Origin of the sequence: Arhodomonas sp. AD133 (assembly GCF_051195215.1) — a bacterium.
Taxonomy (GTDB): Bacteria; Pseudomonadota; Gammaproteobacteria; order Nitrococcales; family Nitrococcaceae; genus Arhodomonas.
In genome coordinates, this window is record NZ_JBNAZM010000013.1 from 43,222 (window position 1) to 59,392 (window position 16,171).

General features: G+C 66.9%; 12 protein-coding genes. All 12 read left to right on the plus strand.

The features are described from left to right. Nucleotides 1-196: 196 nt before the first annotated feature. The 12 genes from ACPEES_RS09815 to ACPEES_RS09870 all read left to right on the plus strand — a co-directional run bounded on the left by ACPEES_RS09815 (nt 197) and on the right by ACPEES_RS09870 (nt 16,060). Nucleotides 197-664, plus strand: a complete 468-nt coding sequence (locus tag ACPEES_RS09815; RefSeq protein ID WP_435103291.1) for an NAD(P)H-dependent oxidoreductase subunit E — start codon at nt 197-199, stop codon at nt 662-664. Beyond that, nucleotides 661-2,205: a formate dehydrogenase beta subunit gene (locus ACPEES_RS09820; protein ID WP_435103292.1), complete on the plus strand. Its 1,545-nt coding sequence runs from the start codon at nt 661-663 to the stop codon at nt 2,203-2,205. Before ACPEES_RS09815 ends, ACPEES_RS09820 begins: the two co-directional genes overlap by 4 nt. An 18-nt stretch (nt 2,206-2,223) precedes the next feature. Further along, on the plus strand, nt 2,224-5,085 hold the full coding sequence (gene fdhF, locus ACPEES_RS09825) for a formate dehydrogenase subunit alpha (protein ID WP_435103293.1): 2,862 nt from the start codon (nt 2,224-2,226) through the stop codon (nt 5,083-5,085). 2 nt (nt 5,086-5,087) lie between these two features. Continuing rightward, complete coding sequence (gene fdhD / locus ACPEES_RS09830; protein ID WP_435103349.1) at nt 5,088-5,963, plus strand: formate dehydrogenase accessory sulfurtransferase FdhD; 876 nt, start codon at nt 5,088-5,090, stop codon at nt 5,961-5,963. Between the two features lie 64 nt (nt 5,964-6,027). Beyond that, nucleotides 6,028-6,231: a formate dehydrogenase subunit delta gene (locus tag ACPEES_RS09835; protein WP_435103294.1), complete on the plus strand. Its 204-nt coding sequence runs from the start codon at nt 6,028-6,030 to the stop codon at nt 6,229-6,231. A gap of 135 nt (nt 6,232-6,366) precedes the next feature. Then, complete coding sequence (locus ACPEES_RS09840) at nt 6,367-7,779, plus strand: L-lactate MFS transporter (protein ID WP_435103295.1); 1,413 nt, start codon at nt 6,367-6,369, stop codon at nt 7,777-7,779. A gap of 22 nt (nt 7,780-7,801) precedes the next feature. After that, nucleotides 7,802-7,918 (plus strand): MFS transporter small subunit, encoded by a 117-nt coding sequence (locus ACPEES_RS09845; protein ID WP_435103296.1) that lies wholly within the window; start codon nt 7,802-7,804, stop codon nt 7,916-7,918. Nucleotides 7,919-8,008: 90 nt separating this feature from the next. Next, nucleotides 8,009-8,956: a LysR family transcriptional regulator gene (locus tag ACPEES_RS09850; protein WP_435103297.1), complete on the plus strand. Its 948-nt coding sequence runs from the start codon at nt 8,009-8,011 to the stop codon at nt 8,954-8,956. Between the two features lie 658 nt (nt 8,957-9,614). Beyond that, entirely contained in the window at nt 9,615-10,124 is a 510-nt protein-coding gene (locus tag ACPEES_RS09855) for a cupin domain-containing protein (RefSeq protein WP_435103298.1), read from the plus strand. A 149-nt stretch (nt 10,125-10,273) separates the two neighbouring features. Continuing rightward, nucleotides 10,274-10,690: a VOC family protein gene (locus ACPEES_RS09860; protein ID WP_435103299.1), complete on the plus strand. Its 417-nt coding sequence runs from the start codon at nt 10,274-10,276 to the stop codon at nt 10,688-10,690. Nucleotides 10,691-10,919: 229 nt separating this feature from the next. Continuing rightward, a complete protein-coding gene (locus ACPEES_RS09865) occupies nt 10,920-14,060 on the plus strand; it encodes a BTAD domain-containing putative transcriptional regulator (protein WP_435103300.1) in 3,141 nt (1,046 codons plus the stop codon). A 164-nt stretch (nt 14,061-14,224) separates the two neighbouring features. After that, the gene (locus ACPEES_RS09870) at nt 14,225-16,060 is read left to right on the plus strand and encodes a putative bifunctional diguanylate cyclase/phosphodiesterase (RefSeq protein ID WP_435103301.1); all 1,836 of its coding nucleotides are present in this window, start codon (nt 14,225-14,227) and stop codon (nt 16,058-16,060) included. Nucleotides 16,061-16,171: the final 111 nt, after the last annotated feature.

The following is a 16,171-nucleotide window of genomic DNA, read 5'->3' on the forward strand; positions in this document are numbered from 1 at the left end:
TGCCGGCTTCGTCGCTCATGCGCCGAACCGCCGGTGTTGAGGGCGGAAGCTGCACTGCACCATAGGGGAGGGCGATGATGTCATTGAAATCAGCGATTTGACGCTTGTCGACCGCAAATCTAGCGTCGTCCTCAGGTCGACAATTGCAACGATTCAGCGCCCGTGCCCGGCGCGAATCGCCCTGAGGAGGAGTGACATGCCAGAGCACTGCGACACCCTGTCGGCGGTCGTCGACGATGTCTGCCGGCGGCACATCGACGAGCCCGGCGCGCTCCTTCCCATCCTGCATGACGTCCAGCACCGCTACGGCTACATCTCCCGGGACGCTGTCGCCGGCATCGCGGCCCGGCTCAATCTCACGCGGGCCGAGGTGGACGGCGTGGTCAGTTTCTATGCCGACTTTCGCACCGAGCCCGCCGCCGCCCGGGTGGTGAAGATCTGCCGGGCCGAGGCGTGTCAGGCCATGGGCGGGCGTGCTGTATGGGATGCGGCGCAAGGGGCCGCCGAGGCCTCCCACGGCGCCGTCGAGGTGGAGGCGGTCTACTGCCTCGGCAATTGCGCGTGCAGCCCGGCCGCGCAGGTAGGCGGCGAAACCCACGGCCGGCTCGACGGCGAGCGCGTCACCCACCTGATTGCCGAGCTTGGCAGGGAGGCGTCGGCGTGAGGGTGTTCATTTCCCAGGACAGCAGCGCGCTATCCATCGGCGCGGGTGCCGTTGCCGACGCGCTCGAGCGCGAGGCGGCGTCCCGGAGCGTCGCGCTCGAGCTGGTACGTACGGGATCCCGTGGACTCTTCTGGCTGGAGCCCATGATCGAGGTGGAACGCGATGGCCGGCGCGAGGGCTACGGGCCGGTGTCGGCGTCGGATGTTCCCTCGGTTCTGGACGCATGGGCAGACGACCGGTCGCATCCCCTGCACCTCGGCCCGATCGACGAGCTGCTCGCGGCACAGGGGCAGAAGCGGGTCAACTTCGGACGCTGCGGCGTCATCGACCCCGTCTCGTGGGATGCGTACGTGGCCCACGGAGGCACCGACGGCATGCGCCGGGCGCTGGCGTTGGGGCCGGCGGGGGTCATCGAGGCGGTTACCCACGCCGGCCTGCGCGGTCGCGGCGGCGCCGGTTTCCCCACCGGCGTGAAATGGCGTACCACCCATTCCGCAGACGCGGCACACAAGTACGTGGTGTGCAATGCCGACGAGGGCGACAGCGGCACCTTCGCCGACCGCATGCTCATGGAAGGGGACCCCTTGAGCCTGATCGAGGGTATGGCGATCGCCGGGTTCGCGGTGGGCGCGGAGCAGGGCTACATCTACCTGCGATCCGAGTATCCCCACGCCCTGCGGACGCTGCGACAGGCGATCGCCGTCGCCTACGACCACGGCCTGCTCGGCGCTGACGTGCTGGGCGCCGGCCACCGTTTTGATATCGATATCCGGGTGGGGGCGGGCGCCTACATCTGCGGCGAGGAGACCTCGCTGCTCGAGAGCCTGGAGGGCAAACGCGGCACGATTCGCTTCAAGCCGCCGCTGCCTGCGCTGGAAGGTGCCTTCGGAGCGCCCACGGTGGTCAACAACGTCATCACGCTGGCGACCGTGCCGGCGATACTCGCCGATGGCGAGGACGCCTATGCGGCGCTCGGCTGCGGCAAGTCCCGGGGTACCCTGACGGTGCAGCTCTGCGGCAACGTCCGTCGCCCCGGGCTCTACGAGCTGCCGTTCGGTGCCACGCTCGGCCATGTGGTCGAGGAGCTCGGTGGCGGCACCGCTTCGGGCCGGCCCGTGCGTGCCGTCCAGACCGGTGGCCCGCTGGGGGCTTACTTTCCGGCCTCGCTGTTCGACACACCCCTGGATTACGAGGCGTTCGCCGGGCGCGACGGCATGATCGGTCATGGCGGCGTGGTCGTGTTCGACGACACCGCGGACATGGCCGAGCAGGCGCGCTTCGCGATGGAGTTCTGCGCCATCGAGTCCTGTGGCAAGTGCACCCCCTGCCGGATCGGATCCACCCGCGGCGTGGAGGTGATCGACCGCATCCGTGCCGGCACCGACGCGGACGTTAACCTGACCCTGCTCGGTGATCTCTGTGACGTGATGGAGAATGGCTCGCTTTGCGCTCTTGGCGGATTGACCCCCTATCCCGTGCGCAGTGCGCTGAAACACTTCCCCGAGGACTTCGGAACGCCCGCGGCCGCCGCGGTGGGGTAGCCCCGCAGAGAGGTAACGATGGCTGTAGTACAGGAAACCGACTACGGGACGCCCGCGAGCACCGATAGCCGCACCGTCACCCTGGAGGTGGACGGCCACACGGTCACCGTCCCTGCCGGCACCTCCGTGATGCGCGCGGCGATGACGGCGGACATCGCCATCCCCCGTCTGTGCGCCACCGACAGCCTGGAGGCTTTCGGCTCCTGCCGCTTGTGCACCGTCGAGATCGAAGGGCGAAAGGGCTACCCCGCCTCCTGTCATACCAACGTGGAGCCGGGCATGGTGGTCCGGACGCAGACGCCGGCGCTGGAGAAGCTGCGCCGGGGCGTGATGGAGCTCTACATCTCCGATCACCCACTGGACTGCCTGACCTGCTCGGCCAACGGCAATTGCGAGCTCCAGGACATGGCCGGCGCCGTCGGTTTGCGCGAGGTACGCTACGGCTACGAAGGGGCGAACCATCTCGACGCCCCGGTGGACGACTCCAACCCATACTTCAGCTTCGATCCGAGCAAGTGCATCGTGTGCTCACGCTGTGTGCGCGCCTGCGAGGAGGTGCAGGGCACCTTCGCGCTGACGGTGCACGGCCGGGGGTTCGAGTCGGTGATCAGTGCCGGCCAGCAGGATCCGTTTCTGGACTCGGAGTGCGTCTCCTGCGGTGCCTGTGTTCAGGCGTGCCCCACGGCGACGTTGCAGGAGAAGACCGTGATCGAGCACGGCCAGCCCGAGCGCAGCGTGATCACCACCTGCGGTTACTGCGGCGTGGGCTGCTCGTTCAAGGCGGAGCTGCGCGGCGATCAGGTCATCCGGATGGTGCCGTACAAGGATGGCCAGGCGAACCATGGCCATTCCTGTGTGAAGGGCCGGTTTGCGTGGGGTTACGCCACCCATCCGGACCGCATTACCACGCCCATGATCCGCGAACGGATCACCGACGCCTGGCGCGAGGTGAGCTGGGAGGAGGCCATCGGCTTCGCCGCCGAGCGCATTCGCACTATCCAGGCGGAGTACGGCCGGGGAGCGGCCGGGGCGATTACCTCCTCGCGCTGTACCAACGAGGAGACCTACCTGGTGCAGAAGCTCGCCCGCGCGGTGTTCGCCACCAACAACGTGGATACCTGCGCGCGTGTGTGTCACTCACCAACCGGCTACGGCTTGAAGACGGCCTTCGGTACGTCGGCGGGCACCCAGGACTTCGACTCGGTGGAGGACGCCGACGTGATCCTGGTGATCGGCGCCAACCCCACCGACGCCCACCCGGTGTTTGCCTCGCAGATGAAGCGACGCCTGCGCGAGGGTGCCGGCCTCATCGTCGTGGATCCGCGGCGTATCGACCTGGTGCGTACGCCCCACGTCGAGGCCGACTACCACCTACAGCTCCGCCCGGGTACCAATGTCGCACTGGTCAACGCCCTCGCCCACGTGATCGTCACCGAGGGCCTGGCGGACGAGGCGTTCGTCGCCGAGCGCTGCGAGGCGGAGGCCTACGCCGACTGGCGCGAGTTCATCGCCCGGCCCGAGAACGCCCCGGAGGCGGTGGCGGACGTCACGGGGGTGCCGGCGGAAACGCTGCGCGGCGCCGCCCGGCTCTATGCCCGGGCTGACAACGCCGCGATCTACTACGGTCTGGGCGTGACCGAGCACAGCCAGGGCTCGACCATGGTCATGGGCATGGCCAACCTCGCCATGCTCACCGGCAACCTCGGCCGCCGCGGTGTCGGCGTGAATCCCCTGCGCGGGCAGAACAACGTTCAGGGCTCCTGCGACATGGGCTCGTTCCCCCACGAGTTCCCGGGGTACCGCCACGTGGCAAACGATGAGGTGCGCGGCATCTTCGAGCGCGAGTGGGGGCTCGATCTGGACAGCGAGCCCGGTCTGCGCATTCCCAACATGATCGATGCCGCCATCGACGGCAGCTTCAAGGCGATCTACATCCAGGGCGAGGACATCCTCCAGTCCGACCCGAATATCCAGCACATCGCCGCCGGTCTGGAGGCCATGGAGTGCGTGATCGTTCAGGACCTGTTCCTCAACGAAACCGCCAGCTACGCCCACGTTTTCCTACCCGGCTCCACGTTCCTGGAGAAGGACGGCACCTTCACCAACGCCGAACGCCGGATCAATCGGGTTCGCCGGGCGGTGGCGCCGCCGGGGGGCAAGGCGGACTGGGAGATCACCCTGGCCCTGGCGCGGGCGCTGGGCTCGCAGATGGACTACAGCCATCCCGGCGAGATCATGGACGAGATCGCACGCACCACGCCCACCTTCGCCGGTGTGACCTACGATAAGCTGGACCGTCTCGGCAGCATCCAGTGGCCGTGCAACGAAACCTATCCCGAGGGCACGCCCACCATGCACGTGGACACCTTCGTCCGGGGGCGGGGACAGTTCATGCTCACGCCCTATATTCCCACCGAGGAGCGCAGCAACCGCAAGTTCCCGCTGCTTCTCACCACCGGGAGAATCCTCTCGCAGTACAACGTCGGTGCGCAGACCAGGCGCACGGCCAACCGCGTCTGGCACGACGAGGACCGCCTGGAGATCCATCCCCATGATGCGGAGCAGCGGGGCATTGGCGACGGCGAGCGCGTCGCCGTGCGAAGCCGCATCGGCGAGACCACCCTGCGAGCGCAGTTCTCCGACCGCGTGCCACCGGGCGTCGTCTACACGACGTTCCACTTCCCCGAGACGGCGGCCAACGTGGTGACCACGGAACAGTCGGACTGGGCAACCAACTGCCCCGAGTACAAGGTCACCGCTGTGGAGGTCGCATTGAGCGATACCGCCTCGCAGTTCCAGGCGCGCTACCGAGAGCAGCGCGAGCGCACGCTGGGCCTGCCGGCGCAGCCGGTGGAAGCGGCCGTGGAGGCGGATCGGTGACCATGCTGGGTGGCCGGCGGAATACGGCCGTGGGCATCCCCGTGGTGTCAGAAGCCGCCGTTGCCGTGCCGGCAGGGTGGCTGGGCGCACCGTACCGCGACGTGTCCACGGCCCGCTGGGCCGACGGTGCGCTGGAGCGCGGCCATCGGCGTGTGCCCGAAGAGACGCCGGTAGCGGTACGGGTCGATTGCGAGGATTACGCAGTCATGCTCGCCAGCCCGGTGGACCTGGAGGACTTCGCTTACGGATTTCTCCATACCGAGGGACTGATAAGCCGGGCCAGCGACGTGGCGAGCCTGTCACTGGCGGAGCATGACGAGGGGATCGTGCTGAGGGTCGAGCGGCACGCCGGGCAGCGGCTCGCCGCTGACCGGGGCGACGGGCGCCGGCTGGCGGGAGCGAGCGGCTGTGGCCTGTGCGGTGTCCAGTCGCTGCGCGACGCAGTGCGGCCCGTGGGCCGGGTGACGCCGGCCTCCGGCATAACGGCGCAGGCGGTGCATGGCGCGGTGTCGGGGCTACGCCGCTGGCAACCGCTGAATGCCTGCACGGGCGCGCTTCACGCGGCAGCGTTCGCCACGGTCAGTGGTGAGATCGTAACCGCGCGTGAAGATGTCGGCCGGCACAACGCGCTGGACAAGCTCATCGGCAACATGCTGCGCAGCGGCCTCTCACCCGAGTCGGGGTTCGTGGTGATGACGAGTCGCTGCAGCTACGAGCTGGTCCAGAAGGCCGCGCGTTTCGGCATCGGCACACTGTGCACCGTCTCCGCCCCCACTGCGCTCGCCATCCGGCTGGCGGAGGAGGCCGGCATGACACTGATCGCCCTGTCACGCCCCGACTCCTTCGTCGTGCTCACCAACCAGGCGCTCGTGGATTAGCCGGCACGACGCCCGCACCGGCGGAAAGCATGCGGGCACGGACAACCCAACGAACGGAGCGCGTATGCAAATCGACAAGCTCGTGCGCATGGCCAACGAAATCGCCACCTATTTCGAAGCCTATCCGCAGGAACGGGGCCAACAGGCGGTTCTCGAACACATCCGGGCGTTCTGGGAGCCGCGCATGCGTATGGCGCTCGCCGAGCATGCCCGCGAGGACGGCGGCGGCCTGCGGCCACTGGCACGCTGGGCCGCGGATCGCCTTTAGCCCGGCCGCACACCGACCACCTTGTCCCGATGCCCCCACCGCTCGCGGGCGGGCGTCGGACCGTGTGGGACCGACCTTCAGGGGGAATACAAGGAACAGGCCACTGGCCATCGCGTACCGGAGGAGAGAGGGACCATGATTGACACAGACGCAGGCGTTCTGTCGAAGGAACGCATAACCGCGCCGGGTGATTTCAATCGGTGGCTGATACCGCCTGCCGCCCTGGCGGTGCACTTGTCCATCGGCCAGGTCTACGCGCTAAGCGTCTTCAACCTGCCATTGACGCGGATCATCGGCGTTACCGAGCAGGCGCCGGAGGACTGGCGGCTGACCAGCATCGGCTGGATATTCAGCATCGCCATTCTCGTTCTCGGGCTGGCAGCGGCTTTCGGTGGCCACTGGGTCGAGCGTGTCGGTCCGCGCAAGGCCATGGCCGTCTGCGCAGTGACGTTCGGAGGGGGATTCCTGGTCTCCGCCCTGGGGGTGCAGACTCACCAGCTCTGGTTGCTGTACCTGGGCTATGGCGTGCTCGGGGGCATCGGCCTGGGGATCGGTTACGTCTCCCCGGTCTCCACGCTCATCAAGTGGTTCCCCGACCGCAGAGGTCTCGCTACCGGCATGGCGATCATGGGCTTCGGCGGCGGGGCGATGCTGGCATCGCCGATGTCGGTGGCGCTGATGGACCATTTCTCCTCGCCGACGTCGGCCGGCGTCGCGCCAACGTTCGTCGTCCTCGGCATTCTCTATTTCGTCGCCATCGGGTTCGGCGCGTGTATCGTGCGCGTGCCGCCGGAGGGCTGGAAACCGGCGGGCTGGAGCGGTGAAGGCGCCAGCAGCACCCGCAAGGCGAGCCCGGTGACCGATGGCAACGTCCATATCGACCAGGCAATGAAAACCCCGCAGTTCTACCTGATGTGGGCGGCGCTGTTTCTCAACGTCACCGCCGGGATCGGGGTGCTGGGACAGGCATCGGCGATGAGCCAGGAGATGTTCCCTAGCGTGATCACCGCCGGTGCGGCCGCCGGATTCGTGGGCATGCTGAGCCTGTTCAACATGGCCGGGCGCTTCTTCTGGGCGTCCCTGTCGGACCGCATCGGCCGCAGGACCACCTTCAGCACGTTCTTCGTCCTGGGAATGGTGCTTTTCGCGCTCGTACCCATGAGCGGCAAACTGGGGGCAGTCAGTCTGTTCGTGATCGGTTACATGGTGATCATCAGCATGTACGGCGGTGGTTTCGCGACGATTCCCGCCTATCTCGCCGACGTTTTCGGCACTCGCTTTGTCGGCGGCATCCACGGCCGGATTCTCACTGCGTGGTCGGCTGCCGGCGTAGTGGGGCCGGTTCTGGTGAACTACATCCGCCAGTATCAGATCGATCAGGGGGTGGCCAAGGCGGACGCCTACACCGTCACGATGTACATCATGGCGGGGCTGTTGTTCCTCGGCCTGTTGTGCAACCTGCGTATCAAGCAGATGCATGAACGCCACCTCATGGGCGAGACCGAGGCCCACGGTGGCCAGGCGGTTGCGGCGGGAGCACGAAACTGACCAGTGTCAGCAGGAGAGACTCATGACCAACGAAAACCGTGATCGCAGGCTACAGTTGATTCTCACGTGGCTCGTCGTGCTGATCCCGCTCGTCATCGGGGTCGCCTCCACCTTGTCCAAGGCGGTCAGGATCTTCTAGAGCTGGTTCGAAAGCCCGTCGGCGTGGCTGGCGCTGCCATGAGGCGGCCCTGCCGGCGTCGGCGGGGTCATATTATCGACAAGGGCACGCATGGACATAAGACAGCTGGAATACCTGGCCGCCCTGGCCCAGGAGAGGCATTTCACCCGCGCGGCGGAGCGATGCAACGTCACGCAGCCCACCCTGTCGGGCCGTATTCGCCAGCTGGAGCAGGAACTGGGCGTGCCCATCGTCGAACGCGGGCAGCGCTACCATGGCCTCACTGGCGAAGGGCAGCGGGTGCTGAAGTGGGCCCAGGTCATCCTCGAGCACCGCTCGGCGATGATGCAGGACCTGAGCGAGCTCAAGGAGGGGTTGAGCGGTCGGCTCGTCCTGGGCGTGATCCCCTCGGCGTTGCCCATGGCCACGTCGGTGACCCGGGTGGTGCGTCAGGCCCATCCAAGCGTTTCCTTTACCGTGCATTCAGCAACCTCCAACGACATCCTGCGTGACGTTCAGGAATTCCACATCGACGCGGGCATCACCTACCTGGACAACGAGCCCGTGGAGCGCGTGGAAACGTTGCCATTGTATATGGAACGCTATTGCCTGTTCCTGCCCGAGCATCACCCCTGGGCCGACAGGGAACGCGTCACCTGGGCGGAGGCCGCGCGCCTGCCGTTGTGCCTGCTGACACCGGACATGCAGAACCGCCGGATAATCGCCAAGGCGTTCCGCAGCGTGGACTGTAATCCGGAAGCGGAGATCGAAACCGACTCCGTGGTGCACCTGTGGGCCCAGGTACGCTTCTCGGGCTGGGCAAGCGTGATGCCCGAATACTTCAGCGATCTGTTCGGCGGCGACAGCGGCATTCGTGGCATTCCGCTGCACGACCCCGATGTCGAGTATGCCGTCGGCCTGGTGGCCCTGGCCAGGGAGCCGCTGTCGCCGACGATTCGCGCGCTGTTCGATGCGTGCCGCCACAACCAGCTCCTGCCGTTGTGCGGTGCCGGTCAGGGGCTACCGGGGATGGGCGCGGTGAAGCCGCTCCTTGAGTGAAACGTTCAAACGGCCAAGTTGAAAGCCCCCCTCGGTACCGCGTGTGCCGAGGAGCCTCTCCTGTCTAACATCCCTTAACCGATTGTTTTTTGAAGGCGAGCGGTTTGGTCGGTTTCGACCATTGTCAGCCGCGTAGATCGGCTGGTGCTGGCAGACGGTGTCGGTCCACCCGGGATGTCGGCCAGCGCTTCGCGCTCACCGACCTACGATGCTGGAAATCGGGTAGATCGGCTGCACTCGGCAGCTGACATCTGTGCTGCGGAGACGCGCCCGTGTTAGCCATACGACGGCGCGCCACCGAATGGCGGTGCGGAGACTTTCGACTTGGCACTTGGGACTTACTAATCTTCTCAGAAGTATTGTCATGTGTCAGAGCGCCAGAGCGGTTCGGGGGCAAGGCGCGCTCGCGCCGGCGTGGCCGGGTCACGTCAAGCGAGCGCAACGCCGCCACCGGGCCGCTCTGGCGCTCCCTTCGGGCCGGTCTGTGCGCCGATGGGGTCTGCGTTGCTCGCCGCTTATGGTGCCCGGCTACACCGCGCGCCTCGCGCCTTGCCCCATCGGCGCACAGACCGGCTGACGCATGACAATACTTCTGAGAAGATTAGTATCACCTTGGGGCGTATTCTGCCGGCTCGTACCACCGCTGCAGGAGGAACGGGTGCCTGCGACGACACCCAGTGCTGACGCGCTGATCGAAGCGCTCGAGCTGACCGAGCACGTCGAAGGTGGTTATTTCCGCCGCACTTATCAGGCCGACCACCGTCCCACGGTCGCGACCGATGGCGGCGAGCGGTATCTCATGACCTCCATCCACTACCTGCTCACGCAGGCATCGCCGGTGGGGCATTTCCACTGCAACCGCTCAGATATCGTCCACTACTTCCACCTCGGTGATCCCATCCGCTATTACCTGCTGATGCCCGACGGCCGGCTGGAGATCGTCGACATGGGCGCGGACGTGGTGGCCGGGCAGCGACTGCAGCTCACCGTCCCCGGCGGTGTCTGGAAGGCCTCGCGGCTGCTCGATGGGCCCTGCGGCTACGGGCTCATCAGCGAGGCGGTATCACCGGGGTTCGACTACGCGGACATGCGGCTCGGCGATCGTACCGGGCTCGTCGAGGCGTTCCCGCAACACGAGGCCGTCATTCGCGATCTCGCACGGGGATGAACACGACCATGTCCTGGTGTCCGCTTCCAGGACACCAGGACCCGGCGTGCGTGTTGGCACGCATGCACGACCGGTGAGGGAGTGGCTAGACTGACATTCGCTCACCCACAACCTGCCGCCGGATTACGGCGGCGCTCACGGAGAGAGCCATGCAACCCCGGATCAGCATGATCACCCTCGGTGTCACTGATTTACCAACCGCCGTTCGTTTCTACGAGCACGGCCTCGGGCTGCCCCGGTACCCGTTCGATTCCGATGAGGTTGCCTTCTTCGACCTGAACGGAAGTTGGCTGTCTCTTCACCCCCGCGAGATGCTCGCCGCCGACGCGGCCACGCCGGACGAGGGCATGCGTGGCTTCCCGGGATTCACGCTGGCGCACAACGTGGCCTCTCGCGAGGCGGTGGATGCGGTGCTGGCGGAGGCCGTGGCCGCCGGGGGGCGCCTGGTCAAGCCCGCGCAGGACGTGTACTGGGGTGGTTATTCGGGTTATTTCGCCGACCCGGACGGTTACCTGTGGGAGGTGGCCTGGAACCCCTATGTCTGGATCGGACCGGAGGATGCCTGAGCGGGTATGGTGATCCTGCTAAACGGGGCGATCAATGCCGGCCAGCGCGTGGACGAAACCATCGAGGCGGTGCTGGCGACCGCGAATCGGCTCCTTCATCGGCGCAAATAGGTTTGCATGGCGCGTATTTGCCGCCCACGAAGCGAATAGTTGCACAATAGTCTTTGCAGGCGCAGTGTGTCTCGCGTTCATCGGGGCTTTCGGGCGATTCAAGAGGGGGTGTGGGGGTTTGTTCACGCCGATCGAGCGACCACGGCTATTCGCAGATCTCGACGCCGTGGGCGGGGGCACCATCGTCTGGCTGGTGGCGGCGGGAGGCTACGGCAAGACCACACTAGCGCTGACCTACGCCCACCACCGTGCGTTGCGGCTGATACATTTCACCGGCATGCACTCGGGGGTCACCGTTGGTGAGTTCTTCCATGGCCTGCGTGCCCGTGCCATGGAAACCATGGGGGCATTGGCCGAGCGCCTGCCCGTGCTCAACCCGGAATACACGGCCACACCCGATGTCTTTGCCCGCCGCTTCGCCGAGGAGATGGCCGCCATCCTGCCACGAGAGGCGTTGGTCATGGTGGACGATGTCCACCGCCTGCCGGCGGATCACCCGCTTCACCCGCTGCTGCTGCGTGTTGCCGACACCGTCTCCGGACGTTGCCGGTTCGTGGTGGGCAGTCGCCACGAGCCACCCGGTGCATGGGCGCGCCTGCGAGGCCAGGGCCGTGTAGTGGTGATCGACGAGGCCATGCTCGCCTTCGACGAACAGGAAACCGGCGCGCTGCTCGATGCCCAGGGCCTGGCGTCGTCGGGGGAGCAGGAGGCCGGACGCTCGTTGCGTCTGACCACCCGTGGCTGGGTCGTGGGGTTGATGCTGCTGCTCGAGCACTGGCGACGCACGGGGGCGCCACCGCATGCGCGGCACGCCGGCGATTCCCTCGACGACTGGTTTTATCACGAGATCTATGCACCGCTGCCCATGAGCGAGCAGACGCTGCTGCGCCGTTGCGCGCTGCCGGCCCGCGTTCCGCTTGCCTGTGCCGCCGACGGCAGCGGCATCGTCGACGCCCGCGAGGGGTTGCTGCGCCTGCAGCGCGAGCATGCCTTCATATTCACGGATACCCATGACGAGGGCGACCGTGTCTGCCGTTTTCACGATCTGTTCCGGGACTTCCTGCTTCGGCGCGCCGAGACCGAGGCGACCCCGGCGGAGCTCGCCGCCCAGCGCCGCCGCTGGGGACGTGTGCTGTGGGCCGCGGGGGAGTGGAGTGAGGGGGCGAACCTGCTCATCGAAGCCGGAGACGAGGATGCGCTCGCCGAGGGGCTGAAGAACGTCGGCGGCGAGCTCATCCAGACCGGCCGCGGCGATTCGCTGTTCGGCTGGTTGAACGCCCTGCCCGAGGCCCGGCGGCGCGAGGAGCCGGTGCTCTGCCTCTGGGAAGGGCTCTGCCTGATGCTCCACGACACCCATGCGGCGCGTCAGTTATTGAGCCGGGCGTGGGAATCCCTCGCTGCGGCGCAGGACTATCCGCATATGGCGCTCGCCTGGAGCGGCATCGTCGACAGCATCTGGCTGGAGTGGGCGCACGTCTCGGAGTACGAGCGCTGGATCGACGAATTCCTCCACTTCGAGGCCGAGTTCCGCGCACATCTGCCGCCGGCGTTGTGGTTCCCGGTGCTGCGGGGCATGCTCGCCGCGGTGTGCTATGGCCGCCCGCTGGATCCGTCGCTTGCGCGCTGGGAGCGCGAGGCCCTGAGTGCACTCTCCGGCGACATGCCGGATACCGAGCGGGTAATGCTCGCCTGCCAGCTGCTCTATCTCAACACCTGGCAGTTCGGATGCCGTGCCGGTGCCATGCGGGTGCTGGCGGTGATGGAGGGTCAGCAGGCCGCCGTCGACGGTGCGTCGCCGCTTGCCCAGTGCCTGTGGCGCACGTTCACGGCGCTATGCGCCCTGCTGTTCGACGGCGATCGCGAGCGTTGCCTCGCCGAAGCGGACAAGGGGCGGGCGCTCATCCGCGAGTACGGTATCGGTACCTGGGACGACGCCGTACCGCCGCTGCATTGCGCCCTGTGCTTCCACGACGGGGTCACTCTGGATGACTGGATGGCCTGGTTCCTGCGCACGGACTGCAAGGCGAACCGGCCTTTCTATGACACTTTCCAGGCTCATTTTCTATCCGCCCAGGCGTGGTTGCGCGGTAACGTCCACGAAGCCGTCGAGCACGCGCGCATGAGCCTGGTCGCCGGCGAGCGCCACGGATCGGTGGTGATCTCGGCAGGGTTCCGGGCAGTCTATGCGGGATTCCTGGCCGAGGCCGGGCATGGCCGCGAAGCGCTGCGGGCAGCGGCACAGGCGCGGGCCATTGCGCGTGGGTTCCGCAGCGACTTCCTGGAAGTGTTCATGTATCTCGCGCTGGCGCGCATTCCGTTGCACACCGCCCGCCCGTGGCGGGCGCTGGGCTATCTGCGCCGGGCGTTCGCGGCCGGGGCACGTCAGTGGATGTTCTTCCCGTTGCTGTTGCGTGATGGGGAGCTCGCCATGCTCTGCGCCCTGGCGCTGGCTGAAGGCATCGAGCCGGATTACGCGCGCTGGCTCATTCGCGTGCGCGATCTCACACCGCCGGCGGATCGCGTGCTGCGCGCGCACTGGCCGTGGCGCTGTCGCGTGCGCGTGCTCGGCGGATTCTCCGTCGAGGTGGGTGAGCGTCACCAGTACGGCTCGCGCCGGGCACAGCCGTTGCCGCGGGCGTTGCTCGCGCGTCTGGTGATCGCCGGTCCGAAGGGGGAGACGCAGGAACGCCTCGCCGCTTGCCTGTGGCCGGACAGCGAACGGGACAAGGCGCTCAACAGCCTTTACGTGACACTGCACAGGCTCAGGGACCGGGTGCTGGAGGACCCGGGCGCCGTGGTCAGTCAGGGCGGGCGTATCCGCCTCGACCCCGACCGCGTGTGGGTCGATGCATGGGAGTTTCGGGCGCTGGCGGCACGCGGCGAGCGCGAGGGCGGGGAGAGCCTGCAACGTGCCGTCGAGCTCTACGGTGGGGTAGGGGAGCTGCCGGGGCTCGACGAGATCGATCTGGAGGCGTGGCAGGCGGAGCTCGATGCCATCTATGAGCGAGCGGTGCGCAGCCTGGGCGTGGAGCTCGAGCACGACGATGTGCGCGCGGCGCTGCGGCTCTATCGCGAGGCGTTGGACCACCTGCGCCTGAGCGAGTCGTTGTGGGCGGGTGTGCTGCGGTGCGAGGCGGCGCTCGGCAACCAGGCCGCTCTCAAGCGCAGTTTCTCGCACCTGGCCAAGTGCTTCCGCCGCGAGCTCGATACCGAGCCTTCACCGTGGCTGGCGAGCCTGTATCAACGCCTGCGCGGCTGAAGCGTGCATGCGTCACGCGAAAGTTGTGAAAGCAATGGAACTGTGCTTACCTTTGGCTGTTCGCCGTGTTGCGTGGCGATGTCCGCGCCCGGGCCCGGGGGGTGGCGGCCGCCGATTTGCCGGAGCGATGGCTGACAGCCGAATAATAATGCGGAAGGAATGGCATGAGCGGGGGCGAAGGACATCTGACGGCGCGGCTGTCGTGGGTGGGGCCCGAGGATGCGGAGCCGGGCGTGGCGTCACTGCGGGCACACGGTTTCCGTGACGTTCACGCCACGGTGGACGTGGCTGCCCTGATCGAACGCATTCGCCACGGCTACCGTGACGGCGAAAGTGACCTCGCGCTGGCGGTCATTCACGAGCGCGCCCTGCAGGCGAGTTCGCCCGGCCAGCGCAAGCGTCTGCTGGCGGTGGCGAGCGAGGCCGGCACCGGCCTGGTTGTCGTCGGTGCGCGTGGACAGACACCGCCGGCGCACAGCGAGGCATGGGTGGACGTCGTCGATGAGCATGCCCCGGCCCGCGAGACCCACCAGCGCGTCGCCCTGGCGGCCGCTGCGCAGACTGAGCGTCGCCGCCTGCAGCGCGTGACGCGGGGCCTGGAGGCGGAGGTCGCAGATCTTCGCGTTGTCGAATCCCGCCTGCAGCACATGGTCTATCACGACGAGCTCACCGGGTTGTGGAACCGCCGCCGCTTGCGTGAGGCGCTCGAGCTGAACGTCATGCGTGCGAGCAGCCTCAGCCAGCCCTGCGCAATCGTTCTGGTGGACGTGGACCGGTTCAAGCTGGTCAACGATCTCGAGGGTTACGATGTCGGCGACCGCTTGCTCATCGATGTGGGGCGGCTCGTTCGAGACCTCGCCGGTACGTCGGATCTCGCCGCCCGTATCGGCTCCGATGAGTTCGTGCTGCTGCTCGGCAATTGTGGCGCGGACGCCGCCGTCGAGCGTGCGGAACAGGTGCGCCGTTGTCTCGAGGATAACCGGTTTCGATGCGGCAGCCGTTACTATCGCACCTGCGCCAGTGTCGGCGTCGCCACGATGGCCGGCGGTGAGCGCCGCGCGCCAACGACGGAGCTGCTCGCGCGCGCGGACCAGGCCTGTTACCTCGCCAAGCAGCACGGGCGTAACCGTGTCCATGTCTACGACGGAGACGATCCACGGCTGATGGCACTGCGGCGTGATCATGTCATGGCGCCTGTCATCCGCGATGCCATCGAGAACAACCGCCTGTTCTTCGAATTCCAGCCCATCGTGCGTTTGCTCGACGGGCGTATCTCCCACTACGAATGCCTGCTGCGTATGCGGGGGCACGATGGTCGCCGTCACCAGCCGGGTGAGTTCATTCCGGTGGCCGAGCGTACCGGGCTGATCCATCATATCGATCTGTGGGTCGTCGATCGGGCCCTGGACTTCCTCGCCACACTGGATGGCGGGTATAGCGACGCCAGCGTCTCCGTGAACCTTTCCGGCCACGCGTTCCGCAACCAGGACCTCGTCGAGCTCATCGCGCACCGGTTGCAGATGAGCCGGGTCTCGCCGGCCCGCCTCGTTTTCGAGATCACCGAGACCGCTGCAGTGGCCAATCTGGAGCAGGGCCGCGACGTTGTCGCGCGTCTGCGTGCGCTGGGCTGCCGTTTTGCCCTGGATGACTTCGGCAGCGGCTTCAGCACCTTCCACTACATCAAGCATTTTCCCGTCGACTACCTCAAGATCGACGGCAGCTTCATCACCAACATCGCCGACGACACCACGGACGCGACGCTGGTGCATCATATGGTCTCCATCGCGCGCAGCCTCGGGAAGGAGACCGTGGCCGAGTTCGTGGAGAGTCGGGAATCGTTGGAGGCCGTGGCGGCGCTGGGCGTGGATTACGTGCAGGGGTTCTATCTTGCGCGGCCGGCGGAAGTGCCGATCCGCGAGGAGTCGTTGCCCTCGCTTGGTCCGCTTGGTGGCGAGGCGGCTGCCGTCGCTATGGCCAGTCAGCGCGAGTCATGGGTCTGACACGCCGGCGCTGACCCGTGTCGTGATCAGGCGTCTGTGTTCCGTGGCGGCTAGCCCGCCGTGCATCATTACCCGGCAGAGCGCTGGCGTTACTTGCCGACACGTTCCTTG